This is a genomic window from Moritella sp. PE36, assembly GCF_000170855.1.
In the GTDB taxonomy this organism is placed as follows: domain Bacteria; phylum Pseudomonadota; class Gammaproteobacteria; order Enterobacterales; family Moritellaceae; genus Moritella.
The window spans coordinates 1-13,485 of record NZ_ABCQ01000046.1 but is presented as its reverse complement, the minus strand read 5'-3'; the positions used below and the strand labels follow the sequence as shown (position 1 = coordinate 13,485).

At 42.6% G+C, this 13,485-nt stretch carries 13 protein-coding genes; 9 read left to right on the top strand and 4 right to left on the bottom strand.

The window, feature by feature from the left end:
* Positions 1 to 19: 19 nt before the first annotated feature.
* Positions 20 to 2,362, bottom strand: coding sequence for a HEAT repeat domain-containing protein (locus PE36_RS18565; protein WP_006033609.1), 2,343 nt, complete (start codon positions 2,360 to 2,362; stop codon positions 20 to 22).
* Between the two features lie 348 nt (positions 2,363 to 2,710).
* Between PE36_RS18565 and PE36_RS18560 the strand changes: the two genes are divergently transcribed.
* The 5 genes from PE36_RS18560 to PE36_RS18540 are packed head-to-tail and all read left to right on the top strand — an operon-like array spanning position 2,711 to position 8,730.
* Positions 2,711 to 3,802: a cytochrome-c peroxidase gene (locus PE36_RS18560; protein ID WP_006033608.1), complete on the top strand. Its 1,092-nt coding sequence runs from the start codon at positions 2,711 to 2,713 to the stop codon at positions 3,800 to 3,802.
* 10 nt (positions 3,803 to 3,812) lie between these two features.
* Complete coding sequence (locus tag PE36_RS18555) at positions 3,813 to 5,063, top strand: cytochrome-c peroxidase (RefSeq protein ID WP_157517818.1); 1,251 nt, start codon at positions 3,813 to 3,815, stop codon at positions 5,061 to 5,063.
* Positions 5,060 to 5,680: an arsenate reductase (azurin) small subunit gene (locus PE36_RS18550; RefSeq protein WP_006033606.1), complete on the top strand. Its 621-nt coding sequence runs from the start codon at positions 5,060 to 5,062 to the stop codon at positions 5,678 to 5,680. Before PE36_RS18555 ends, PE36_RS18550 begins: the two co-directional genes overlap by 4 nt.
* 2 nt (positions 5,681 to 5,682) lie before the next feature.
* Positions 5,683 to 8,379, top strand: coding sequence for an arsenate reductase (azurin) large subunit (locus PE36_RS18545; protein WP_006033605.1), 2,697 nt, complete (start codon positions 5,683 to 5,685; stop codon positions 8,377 to 8,379).
* Between the two features lie 54 nt (positions 8,380 to 8,433).
* Positions 8,434 to 8,730: a cytochrome c gene (locus PE36_RS18540; RefSeq protein WP_006033604.1), complete on the top strand. Its 297-nt coding sequence runs from the start codon at positions 8,434 to 8,436 to the stop codon at positions 8,728 to 8,730.
* Between the two features lie 56 nt (positions 8,731 to 8,786).
* Here PE36_RS18540 and PE36_RS18535 read toward each other — a convergent pair whose 3' ends face one another.
* Positions 8,787 to 9,263: a glycine zipper 2TM domain-containing protein gene (locus tag PE36_RS18535; RefSeq protein WP_006033603.1), complete on the bottom strand. Its 477-nt coding sequence runs from the start codon at positions 9,261 to 9,263 to the stop codon at positions 8,787 to 8,789.
* Between the two features lie 308 nt (positions 9,264 to 9,571).
* Between PE36_RS18535 and def the strand changes: the two genes are divergently transcribed.
* From def to yidA, 3 genes are all read left to right on the top strand, one after another.
* Positions 9,572 to 10,078 (top strand): peptide deformylase, encoded by a 507-nt coding sequence (gene def, locus PE36_RS18530; protein WP_006033602.1) that lies wholly within the window; start codon positions 9,572 to 9,574, stop codon positions 10,076 to 10,078.
* A 32-nt stretch (positions 10,079 to 10,110) separates the two neighbouring features.
* Positions 10,111 to 10,773, top strand: a complete 663-nt coding sequence (locus tag PE36_RS18525; protein ID WP_006033601.1) for a cold-shock protein — start codon at positions 10,111 to 10,113, stop codon at positions 10,771 to 10,773.
* Between the two features lie 260 nt (positions 10,774 to 11,033).
* Entirely contained in the window at positions 11,034 to 11,843 is an 810-nt protein-coding gene (gene yidA / locus PE36_RS18520) for a sugar-phosphatase (protein WP_006033600.1), read from the top strand.
* A gap of 103 nt (positions 11,844 to 11,946) precedes the next feature.
* On the opposite strand, the gene PE36_RS18515 is transcribed toward yidA, so the two are convergent.
* Positions 11,947 to 12,126, bottom strand: coding sequence for a hypothetical protein (locus PE36_RS18515; protein WP_006033599.1), 180 nt, complete (start codon positions 12,124 to 12,126; stop codon positions 11,947 to 11,949).
* 124 nt (positions 12,127 to 12,250) lie between these two features.
* On the opposite strand from PE36_RS18515, the gene PE36_RS18510 reads away from it, so the two are divergent.
* Positions 12,251 to 12,949, top strand: coding sequence for a metal-dependent hydrolase (locus PE36_RS18510; RefSeq protein ID WP_006033598.1), 699 nt, complete (start codon positions 12,251 to 12,253; stop codon positions 12,947 to 12,949).
* A gap of 117 nt (positions 12,950 to 13,066) precedes the next feature.
* Here the strand turns inward: PE36_RS18510 and PE36_RS18505 are convergent, their stop codons facing one another.
* The gene (locus tag PE36_RS18505) at positions 13,067 to 13,426 is read right to left on the bottom strand and encodes a DUF2750 domain-containing protein (protein WP_006033597.1); all 360 of its coding nucleotides are present in this window, start codon (positions 13,424 to 13,426) and stop codon (positions 13,067 to 13,069) included.
* Between the last annotated feature and the right edge of the window lie 59 nt (positions 13,427 to 13,485).

Below are 13,485 nucleotides of genomic sequence, written 5' to 3'. Positions count from 1 at the left end.
TTAATTGCGTTAGGTCATGTTATGCAGTAAATGCAAGTAAACGGCCTGCAAGTTGAATCGCTAATGGTTGTCGATGATCGCTATATTCAGCAATATTGTAGGTTAAAATTGCCAGTGATTCTTGTTGTTTGGCAAAGAACAAGGGGGCGGCGATCACATTACTTTCTTGATCGCTAACCGCTAATTCAATTAATACGGGGAGGTATTTAGATAAATCGATCTTAGCTAAAATTTGCAGGGCTAATTTACGTACTCCGCCGGCAGGATCGTGTATTTTCTTGGCGATAATGTCACACGTTTGCTGCTGGTGGCGCTGTAATAAGCGTTTGCTTTCTAATTGATCCTTGAGTGCCGTTAAGCAGCAGACGCGAACGTGTTCATTTTCGTCATCGGCGCCAACCAGTAATATTGGCAGGGCTTTGTTTAGCGGCATGTGAGTTAAAAACTGCGCAGCAGATTGCTTACATAATGGATCACCATAATGCAGGGTATAACCTGCGGCACCAATTCCATTTCTCAATACTTTATAGTCGTGATGCTTGGCTATATTGGTTAACGCTTGAAATAACTCATGCTGTTCTTTCGGCGTAGCGCCGAGCATTGCTTCAATCAGCAAGCCTGCTGCAGATTCAGTTTTACTGTGGCCGAGCGCTCTGATCGCCAAGAGTTTGCTGTCAGTTTGTGGTAAACGGGCAATTTTTTTACGGTTTAATGCCAGGTTTTCACTGGTATCGAGATGGTCGCGTACAATGTTACTGTAGGCGGTAAATTCATCATCGAGGTCGTCGATCATTTCCAGCAAGGTCTGATCATCGGGTTTGTCATCTGCCGATAATAGGGTTGCTTCGATGTTAGATTGCTGAATTGCCGCCAGTGTTGATACCGGGGCATTATCAAACCCTTGGTCTTCAGGAAACTTATCGCCATGCGCAGCTAATAGTGCTTCTAGTTTAATGCGCCCTGCTGTTTTTTCAGGCTGGCTATCACTCCTCTCAGCACCCACATCAGCACCAACATCAACGTCATCAATCTGGGTAATGGCGATGGTATCTTCTTGTGAGGCAAGGCCAAGTAACAGTTGTGTTAGCCATTTTAGGCTGTCTTCATTGGTTTCGCTGGTGATGGCTTCTAATGCAGATTGACGTAACGCTACATCGGTTTCATCATTCTCCAGCAGTGCTTTCAATACCGGGAATGACAGGTTTGCATGTTGCTTAAACTGGCTTAACTGTCGGAGCAATTGTGCGCGCTGATACAGAGGTAATTGACGATTTTGTATTGCGGCTAAACAGCTATTTAATGCCGTTAAATAGACATCCGAATAATATAGCACCTGTGCTTCAGACAGTGTTGAAAAGCAGTTAATTGTCGCAATTTTGATGTTGCTATCACTGTGTGTGAGTAATGGCTGCAGCCAGTCAATGTCTGCTGTGGTTAATTTATCATTTTGACGGGAAAGTAAATTGATTAAACTCGGTAAACTTGAATCAGGCGCCTGTTTGATAAACGGCATTAAGCTTGTTGGTTGTAACGCGGCTAATTGGTTTAGTTGATTGAGTGTGGATGTTGCAGCCTCTTGGACACTGGGTTCGCTGTCGCTCAAGCACGCAATGATGTCTGCTAAATAGGCTTGTACATTTTGAGTCTGGCCATGGGTAGCAAGGGCTTTGAGTGCTATTTTTTTTATCTCACTATCGTCACACTTTAAACAAGCCGCCATATGATCGAGTGCCGCTGTGGTCGCGCTGGTGGCAAAGGCACGGGCAAGTCGGCGCTGCTTCATTTTTCGTGCTGTGGTCCAGTGCTGTAATAAAATCTGAGGTTGGAAATCGACTAACGCACGATAAAGCGCCAGTTCAAGCTCGGGTTCTGGATCTTGAGTTAATAATTCAATAAACAGGCTACTGAACAAATCGTTGTTCTGTGCAGTTTGAATTGAACTGAGTAATTGTACCGCGGTTAATTGCAGATCCCACCAATCATCCCAACCACCGCTGAGTCCCCAATCATCTTCCTCGGTGCGACCTGTTGCAAAACGGGTAAGTGTGTCGACAACACGTTGTGGTTCGTTGTTATATTGTTTTGTGATAGCTGACAGGGCTGCTAATCGTGCGTCGCTATCCGGATGGTTAATTGCCACATCTTGTAAGCTATCTAAATCGCCAGCACAGACTGTGGCAAGTGCAGTTGCAGCATCAGCTACCACATCAGGGTCTTGATGATATAAACACGCGTTAAGCGCTGGGGTAACCGTGGTTATTTTCGCTTCAGTTATCGCCCGGGCTGAATAGCAACGCTGCGCTTCGTCACCCGTTTCCAGTAATTTACTTAATTCATTAATAGCTGCATTTGTCTGTGTCATGTTGGAATTCATTCGATTCACTCTCTCTGCATTTATCTATACAAGGTGTAAAGCATAAAACATGCCGAAATAGGTTATTTGTTGAATTGCCAGTGATTGCGGGGCTTGAAAGGTAAATCCTTGTTCTGCCTTCTTTATTACATCGCTGATAATTTAACGATTCATTCAACTACACATTTTATTATTTAATAAAACGTTACAGGAATAGCAATGTTAACCCGCTCACGTTTTAGTTTAAACTGCTGTTATATAAGCTTTTATTTAATTCTGTTGTTTTGGCCTAGTTTATGCAAATACCTCATTGTGATTAATGTTATTCCAATTGATAGGAAGCAAAGGAGCTTTATAATGAAAAAAACGCTGATCCTTACTGCTGCTATTTCGTTATCATTTTCTAGCTGGGCCGCGACGCATACCAGCGAGTTTGGTGCGTTACCAACATTGAAAGTGAATGCCGCAAAAGCAGAACTAGGTAAACGTCTATTTTATGATCCACGTTTGTCCGGTGACGGAGCGCTATCCTGCGCATCATGCCATCAACCAGACAATGGTTTCTCTCACCCTGATGCGCTAGCGCCTGCTTACCCTGGCAGTAAAGGCTTTCGTAATGTCCCGACTTTAATTAATACTGCTTATAAGCAAGTATGGTTTCATGACGGTCGTCTCGGTACCAATTTAAACGATGTAACGCGTGAAATGTTAACTGAAGATTGGTTAATGAACATGGATATGCGTTTGATGCAAGAGCGTGTTAAGCAAGATCCTGTGTATGTGAGCATGTTTAAAGCCGCGGGTTATGGTGAGCCTTCTAATGGTTCTATTCGTAAAGCGATCCCTGAGTTTCTGAAAACATTAACCTCCAATACTACGCCATTTGATAAAGGTGAAATGTCAGAACTCGCGCTTAAAGGTCAAGCTGTATTTACCGGTAAAGCGGGTTGTGTGCAATGCCATAATGGACCTTTGTTAAGTGATGGCAAACCCTACAATACCGGTGTTGAAGAAAACCTCGATATCTTCCGTGACCCAATGCGTCACCATACCTTTATCGCTTTTAATATGTTCATGGGTAATGAAAATTACATGAACTTGAAACGTGATGTAGGTGCGCATGTGCAAACCCATAAAGCCGATGGTTCTGATATGGGGAAATTTATGACCCCAACGCTCCGTGAATTAAAGCAAACAGCACCTTATATGCACAACGGCATGATGGAAACCCTGCAAGATGTGGTGGCTTTTTATAATACCGGTGGTGGTGAGGACAGCAACAAAGACAGCCGTTTAAAACCGCTGAATTTGACGTGGCAAGAACAAAAAGCCTTGGTTGCATTCTTGACGTCGCTGTCAAGTGAACCATTAACGACTGAAAAGCACGTTTGGACTCAGTCAGATTATAACTATGCACCCATTGCCGATTGGCAAAATGCTAAAAACTAAGGAGGACGAGATGAGCACTAAAATCAACTTGTCTACTATGGCCGCGTTATTGCTGACAATTACCACTGTTCCAGCGTGTGCGCAGCAAGACGATAAGAACATTAAGGCAGATAAAAATGTGATCACGGCAGAGATGGTCGCCGCATCATTAAAACCGATCACGCTAAATGGCATGACATTACCTGCATTAGCGCCACTTGGTGCGGTACCGGTTCCAGCAGATAACCCCATGACAGATGAAAAAATTGAATTGGGTAAGAAGCTGTTCTTTGATGGCCGTATTGGCGGTGATGGTTCAACACCTTGCGTCGCTTGTCATCTGCCAGATTTAGGTTGGGATGTACCGACCGATCTTTCTATTGGTTATCCGGGTACTGTGCATTGGCGTAACAGTCAAACCATCGTTAACTCTGGTTATTACGGCAAATTATTCTGGGCCGGTTCAAGTAAATCCCTAGAAGGTCAAGCGAAGAGCGCGGCGAAAGGTGCGGTTGCTGGCAATGGCGAAGATGACATTATGGAAGCCCGTTTAGCGCTTATTCCTGAATACGTGACGAGTTTTAATCAAGTATTTGGTGATAACTATCCGAAGGTTAGTAATGTCTGGAAAGCCATGGCGGCATTTGAACGTACGTTAATACAAACAGATACGCCGTTAGATAACTACTTGATGGGTGATGAAACGGCGTTATCGGCACAGCAACTCAAGGGTAAAACCTTATTTGAAGGTAAAGCACAGTGTATTGCTTGTCATAACAGTGCATTAGCCAGTGATCAGAAATACTACAACGTCGGTGTACCGACTAACTTACGTTGGGATTCAGAAGCGCTTGCGCAGATCACTTTCCGCTATGAACTGTATGCGAAAGGTTCTAACGAGAAAATGTACCGTACAACCAAAGCCGATCCGGGGGTTTATTTCCGTGGCAAACGCAAAGACATGAAGGGTAAATTCCGTACCCCGAGCTTACGTTATACCAAATATACCGCCCCTTATATGCACAATGGTACGTTAGCTACATTGGCTGATGTGGTTGATTTTTATGACCGCGGTGGCATCGCCGCTGATGGCCGCTCGACCGGTTATCCAGCGACTAAAAGTGAGTTAATCAAACCACTGGGTTTAACTGCGAACGAAAAAACAGATTTGTTGGCATTCTTAGGTGCTTTCTCTGGTGAACGTATCACCATGGATTATCCAGAGCTACCTCCTTATCAGCGTCTATTTACCGAGCAACAACTTGCGGAGGCGACAAAATGATCTTTGACAGAATAAAACGCAATGCAGCGCGTAAAGAGAAAATGAAAACAGAAAGTGCAGAAGAACATCAAAAATGCATGGTCTCACGTCGTGATTTCTTAATGTATACCGGTGCACTGGCAAGTACCGCGAGTGTGGTTTCTTTGTCGTTATTCCCTGGTACTGCACAAGCGCAAAGTGTGCGGGCGCGAGTTGTGGGATATCCACGCCAGTTGATCGCCAAAGTCAGTGAGCTGAAGCTGAATGAGCCCGTTAACTTTAACTACCCGGATAATGGTCCTAACTCACGCGCAATCGTTACCAGAATGGGCGTTAAAGCAGGGGGTGGCCTTGGCAATAAACAAGATATTGTCGCCTTCTCATTAATGTGTACTCACCAAGGCGGGCCACTTGATGGTCAATACAAAGTGGTTGGCGAGCATCGCGTATTAGGTCAATGTCCATTCCATTTATCGACATTTGATTTACGCCGACACGGTATTATTGTGTCGGGTCAAGCGTATGAAAGTCTACCGCAAGTATTGCTTGAACAAGACGGTGATGACATTTATGCCGTTGGCATTATGGGCCTGTTGTTTGGCCGTACCGATAATATTATTGCCATGCAGGGGGCTTAATTATGACTACTAATTTTTATATTCCAGAAGACCATGCGCCGTTGCCACCAACGTATGCAGAAGTGATCACCACAGCATGCGATTATTGTATCGTGGCTTGTGGTTACAAAGTGTATCGTTGGCCAATTGAAAAAGCCAGTGGCGGCCAAAAAGCCAGCGAAAATGCCTTTGGTATCGATTTCCCCAGTGCGCCATTGCAAGCCTGGGTTGCGCCATCACAACATAATGTCGTCATGCACCTTGGCAAACCGCATCATATTATCATCGTGCCAGACAAAGACAGCACAGTGGTTAATAAGATGGGTGACTCTTCCATGCGCGGCGGCTTATTAGCGCAGAAGGTGTATAACCCAGCAACGGGCACGCGTGACCGCTTAACCCAACCGTTAGTGCGGATCGGTGGTAGCTTACAACCTGTGCCTTGGGATTTTGCCTTGGATATTGCTGCTGAGGTGGGTAGTTATGTTATTGATAAACACGGTACCAATGCCTATTGCGTGAAAACCTATTCTTATCAATATATTGAGAATACCTATGCGATCACCAAATATGCATTACGTCATATTAATACGGCTAACTTTAGTTTCCATGATACGCCGTCGGACGTAACCTCTACACCGGGTTTCCGTGATGCGGGGTTTGATAACTTTGGCCCAAGTTATGACGATTGGGGCGCAGCCGATACGTTGATGGTGTGCGGTACCGACCCGTATGAAACCAAGACCATCTTGTTCACGCAATTTATGATGCCGGCTATTCAGCGCGGCATGAAAACCGTGATCTTGAATCCAAGAGAAACCGCCGGTATTGCTTACATGAAAAAACATGGTGGCTTACATATCGATCTTAACCCAGGTTCTGACAACCTGGTGATTGGCGCGATATTACGCGTGATCATGGACAATGGTTGGCAGGATGATGAGTGGATTGATAAATGGGTAAATAACAAATGGGAATCTAACTCTGGTTTTGGTCAGGGTACCCGTAATACCCCTTGGCAGTGGCGTACCACTTGGGGCAAATTCCAAACGGACGGTTTTGAAGATTATAAAAAATGGAACCAAGCACAAGACGAGTTTGATCCGAAATACGCAGCGAAAATGGCCGGTATTGATGTAGCTAAGATCTACAAAGCGGCTGAAATGATGGCGAAACCGGTGAATGGCGTACGTCCAAAAACATCGATTGGTATTGAGAAAGGCTTTTACTGGTCCAACAATACGGCCAATACCAACGCTATTTCAACGTTAGCCACGGTTGTCGGTGCTGGTGGTCGTGAAGGGCGTGTTGTGGGACGCTTTGGTGGTCACCAACGTGGTGGTCAATCAGGCGGTAAATTACCCCGCAATAAATCACCTGAAAAACTACCAGGGCGTCGTCGTAGAGCATTGGATACTGACCGTTATTTATATTCAGGACATACCCGTTTTGCGCATGTTATTGGTACCACGTGGATCCAGTCTATGTGTGGTAGCCAAGGTCTGCAGAAGAAATTCTGGGAATTAGTCACCTCAAACCCACATCAAGTCTATAGCTATGATAAACAAGAGATCATCGATACCTTGAAAAAACGTGCGGACTCCGGTGGCATGGTGGTGATCAACCAAGATATTTATTTACGTGATCCAATCGGCGCTAAGTTTGCAGATATCGTTTTCCCTGCCGCCACTTGGGGTGAGGTTGACTTTATGCGTGCCAATGGTGAGCGACGTCTGCGCCTTTACCAAAAATTCAATGATGCGCCAGGACAAGCACAACCAGATTGGTGGATTGTCGGTCAATTGGCAAAACGCATGGGCTTTGACGGTTTTGATTGGGAAAATTCTAACGATGTAGCGGAAGAAGCATCACGCTTTAGTCGGGGTAGTCGTAAAGATTTCCATATGATAAAAGTGGCGGCTCATATCGAAGGTAAAACCTTACATCAAAAACTGCGAGAATATGGCACTGAAGGTATTCAAGGACCTGTTTTCTATAACTACGACACTAAAAAGTTAGTGGGTACTAAACGTTTACATGATACTGAAATGACCGCTGAAACATTGGCTGAAAAAGGTTTAGCAAATGGGCCACAAGGTCAGAACGTATTGAAGAAACAGTTAACTGCTTTTAATAGCCAAACAGGCAAGGTCAATCTGCAGAAACACCCTTGGGATCTGTTCAGTGACTTTTATGCTTGGTTGCAACCAAGAGAAGATGAGCTGTGGTTCTCTAATGGTCGTGTTAACGAAATTTGGCAGTCTGGTTTTGATGATGTTGAACGTCGTGCATATGTGCAACAACGTTGGCCGGAAAACTGGGTTGAGATCCACCCTGAAGATGCGAAGAAACGTGGCATTGAATCGGGCGACCAAGTGATGATGTATTCTGATCGGGTGGCAAATTTCAAAGACACGATCTTAGGTGTTAAAGGCGATGATTTCCAATTCAGCAGCTTGCTGAAAAACGGTCATATCCAGCTTGATAAAGCCGCGGTGACTGCGGTGGCAATTGTGACGTCTGCAACCAAGCAGGGGGCGCTGTATGCCAATATGATTGACATGCGCCAGCCATCAAATTCACTTACTACACGAGTTGTTGACCAGATCAGTGGTAACTACAACTTTAAAATGGGTGTATCGAAGATCAGGAAAATTGGTGAGTCTAAATATAAACATGAATTCCGTGCTTTCTCTTTTGCACCGCGAAATATTGTTTAAATAAAACGGGCTGGTAACAGCCCTCTTTTAAGGCCTGAATGAAGGAGGAAAGAAATGAAAAAAATAACATTATTAATCTTAGCCGGAATGTTTACAATACCAGCGGTAGCAGCTGATATCGAGGCTGGTAAGGCTAAAGCCGGTATGTGCATGGCCTGTCATGGTGTAGCGGGGATCTCTTCGATCCCTATGTACCCGAATCTAGCGGGACAAAAAGCAATGTATCTGGTGAAACAGCTGAAAGATTTTAAATCAGGTAAGCGTCAAGATCCAACCATGAAAGGCATGGTCATGGCATTATCGGATGCTGATATTGTTAACGTATCTGCTTATTACGCGAGTCTTAAATAAATCGTGATGAGTTGAATACTAACAGGGTCTAATGAATCGAACGTGGTACTGCATCATTAATTAAGCGGAACAACCCGCGCTGTGCCACCTTGCTGGTTAATTTGTACCCGCTGACCCATTCTAAATAGCATATTAGGGTTAACCTCTTGCACCACAGCAATCGTTTTACCGGAGTCCAGTTTGATGGTTAAATTAACGCCGTGACGTTTAGTGAGCCCTTGTGCAGCTTTATTACCTGCGACGCCCCCCAAGATAGCCCCGCCGATTGCCGCAATATCTGATCCAGAACCACCACCGATTTTAGACCCTAATATACCACCCACAGCGCCACCTGCAATTGTACCCACAGTACTGCTGCCTTTATCACCCTCAATATTTACTGGCGCGGCACTCACCACCACACCATAATTAACTGTTTGCACTTTTCGCGTATCTGCAACATCGTAGCTGTCGCCATAAGGGTTACTTGAACAGCCAAGGTTAACCGTGCTTATTACCATTAAAGGTAAGAGTAGATAATATGTTTTCATCATTAACCTATGCGCTTATCGTATTCTATGCGTGTTATTCTGTTTACTCATGCCTATGCGTAAAGCAATACGATATTGAGGTATTAATACTAAGTGTAGTTAAAAAGGCCTAACAGAGAATGTAAATAGTCAAAAAACATGTTGTTAAGGCATAGATTTGCCATCTATATGAACTAAATATACATAAGTTTCATATATCTCTTGGTAATCGCAATTTATCAACTAGAAACTACACCCAATTATGGGCTATAATGTGGCGCTTAAAATACGCACGTTTGTAATATATTAACAAAACCGGGATTCAAAGACATATGGCAGTATTAACTATTCTTACGGCACCAAACAAAAAATTAGAGATACCCGCTGAAAAAGTAGCAGATGTAAGTACAGTTCAAACATTGATCGATGACATGCTTGATACTATGTACAAAACAGACGACGGTATTGGTCTTGCTTCAACGCAAGTTGGTCGTAAAGAAGCCGTTGTTGTTATTGATATTTCAGAGGGTCGTAATGAACCTATGGTATTAATCAACCCTGTTGTTGTTGAAGGTGAAAACAAAGAAAGTGGTCAAGAAGGGTGTTTATCTATTCCTGGTTACTATGCAGATGTTGAACGTTTTACGAAAGTGAAAGTAACGGCATTGGATCGCGAAGGCAACGAAATCGAAATCAATGACGATGGCTTCTTAGCGATTGCAATGCAACACGAGATTGATCATCTTAAAGGTACGCTTTTTATTGATTACCTGTCGCCATTGAAAAAGAAAATGGCACTGAAAAAAGTTAAAAAAACAATTAAAGAAATGGCCGAATAAGGTCTAAAGCGATACTGAAGGAGCAAAGTTAAGTGAAAGGAAAAATTATATCGTACATTTCTGCAAAGAAGTTTGGTTTTATTTGTGGCGATGATGGCGAGAGTTATTTCTTACATGTGTCGAGCTTGCTCGATAAGGCCAATGAATCTAAATTGGTGAAGGATGTTGTTGTCGAATTCGAACCAACAACAACACCAAAAGGCCTTGCCGCAAAACAAGTCCACGTACCGGATGTTAACTTTAAAAAACAGTTGGTTGCTTTTTTCACAGCGAAAAGCAATCAACCAAGATACGGGCATGTTGTTGCAAGATATACACTAAGCACACGTTTCTTTAAAGATCAAAACGAAGGTCGTAGCCATATTAAGCAATTGGCGGCAGACATCGGTTGTAATGCTATTTTAAATACAAATGTGGAAAAGAAGACCTTCTCTGAAGGTGGTGAAGATTTCACTATGCATTCATTTAGTGGTGACTTTGCATTAGTTACAGAAGATGTTCCGTGTAATAACGACGTGGAATGTGATGAATCTGTAGCAATCATTGACGCTAACGTTACAGCCGTAGCAGGGCAGTTTCAGCGTGTAAGTAATACTGAAATTAAAGCGAAAGCAAAGCAATTACGTAAATTTAACCCGCTACTACTAGTAGGCGCGGTTGTTATTCTAGGTGCCGTTTTCGCAATTTCTATGTAGTTTGTTAATATGGACTGTTGATATAGTTCGTTAATACGGCACATTGAAATAGCTCGATGTTATCGAGCAAAGACTGTCTTTGGACATGATATAAAATATGAAGCGGTGGTATTGAGTTAATTCAATGCCACCGCTTTTTTATGTGTGTTTATTACATTAAAGTGTGACGTGTTTGGGGTATTGTGTATTTACTGCTGAATCACCTACCTCTTTGTTGTAATATAACCACAATATTGTTGAACGTAATTTCCTGAGGTTGTATGTATAAATTAATCGCGTTAGATATGGATGGCACTTTGCTTAATTCTCAAGGTGCTATTTCACCGCGTAATAAGCAAGCGATCCTTGCTGCAATAGCACAGGGCACGCGTGTCGTGCTTGCTTCAGGACGACCACTTGAAGGCATGAATTGGGCGCTAGAAGAATTGGGTATGACAGGTAAAGATGATTACGTTGCTTGTTACAATGGCAGTTTAGTTTATCAAGTCGCGGACAAACAGTTGTTGCGTAGCCAAACGGTGACGGGGGCAGATGCCAAAAAACTTGCCGAATTAGCCAACAAGCTTGGTGTGCACGTGCATGCATTTTCGGTAAACGCGGGACTGATCACCCCTAAACATAATTACTATACCGACCATGAAGCTAAAATTAATGGTCTGCCTATCACTGAAGTGGACTTTAGTACCCTAAGTGATGATGAAGCAATGCTAAAAGTGATGATGATTGACGAGCCAGAAAAACTATCAGCCGCGATTGCGCAATTACCAGCATCACTCTACGAGCAATATAACATTTTGCAAAGTGCGCCGTTCTTTTTAGAGTTTCTTCATACCGACAGCCACAAAGGTATCGGTGTTAAAGCCATTGCACAACAGTTTGGCATTAACGCTGATGAAGTGATTTGTATGGGTGACGCCGGTAACGATAAGCAAATGTTAGAATATGCTGGTTTGGGCGTCGCCATGGCTAATGCCAGTGATGACATTAAAGCCATCGCTAATCATATTACCGCCAGCCATAATGACGATGGTGTCGCACTGGTAATTGAAGAATTTGTGTTAAATAAGTAGCACTATTTATATACCTAGGTTACTTCAAAATATAGTACTTCAAGATATAGTACATAAATATTTCATAATGGGTCATGTTATTGATGACCCATTTGCTATTCACTTAATCTTTAATTTCTTCGAACTTCTCTATAATTTCATCTTTATTGTCGATAAAGTTAAATATTTTTTCTTGTATTTGTTCGAATTCATCACTTTCTACGACGTTATTTATTTCGTCAGCGTAGTTAACACCAAAATAAATACCCAGACCGAATAAAGCAATCGCGATAAGTTTAAACATAATAATTCCATTTCAGTGATTAATTAATTCTTATCTATCATATATACCCAAGCTACTTCAAAATATAGCATCTTGAAGTAGCTTGGGTATAATGCAGCATTAAACTCTATTATGTAAGGCCGTAATGGCAAATTTTAATACACATTTGAATGTAGCGGCGTTATTAACAGGGTTATCTTCTGCAAGTTTAGTCGCTGCTGGGCATATTGAACTTAATACCGCTATTTGGCTGTGGTTCTTAGGCACTATGGGTGGTTTATTACCTGACATTGATTCCGATAACTCGACATCACTCGATACCATCTTTAACCTTTTTGCTTTTGCCATCATTTTGATCGTCATGCGTTACATTATTGATGAGGATATGGGGGATTTGAGCTTTCTAAAGGTTATCGCTATTCCTGTCGTGACTTATGGGGTGATGAAGTATGGATTAAGGACTATTTTTGAACGTTTAACGGTGCACAGAGGCAGTTGTCATTCTTTATTGTTTCTGGCCTTGTGTGGGCTGCTGACGACACAAATCATTGCTAATGTGGATGGTATTAATTCAAATAAGGCGGATAGTCTTGCCTGGTTGTCTGGCGGTTTTGTATTTCTAGGTGGCTTTATACACTTGCTGTTAGATGAAATATACAGTGTCGACTTACGTAATATTAGGATAAAACGGTCATTTGGATCGGCATTGAAACTAGTCGATTTGGACAATAAATTGTTGCTGTTGGGGATGATGATAGCCGTTGGCGTGCTTTGGACGACGACGCCTGAAATCGAGACTACGCTTGATATGTTGTGTGACTGGTCGATGTTTACTTTGGTTTAATACTTGGTAAATAAGATATTCACTTTATTCTTATTTTAAAGCGGATGGCTGTAGCAAGTAAGTGCTTAACTGATTTCAGCTAAGCACTTTATTTGTTGTATTAATCGAACCGAGTTATTAAAGCGCTTCGATATCTACAACTGCTTGGGTAAATTCAGCGAGTTCAAGTTCGGCACATTCGCCTTCAGATTCCCAGTTAAGACCAATGATCACATTGTCTTCATTCAGATCTTCAATCCAGAATTCAAGTAAGTCAGATACAGAGATAGCCGCTGGTTTATACGATTTCCATTCATCACAGCAATGTATTCTAGCAAGTGCTTCTGTAGACCAAAGTGGCATTGCATCTGTGTCTTCGAAATTAACCGAATCACATACAACCCATTCTTCACCGGTTCTATCTTGTAAGCCCCAAACTTGTTGGCTAGGTTTTAAGTCAGCAAAGAATTTAGTCTGTATTGGATTTGTTTCTGTCATGGGGTTCTCTTTGTATTAGAATAATTTTAATAAATAGAATTTAAAAAATAGCAATGCGG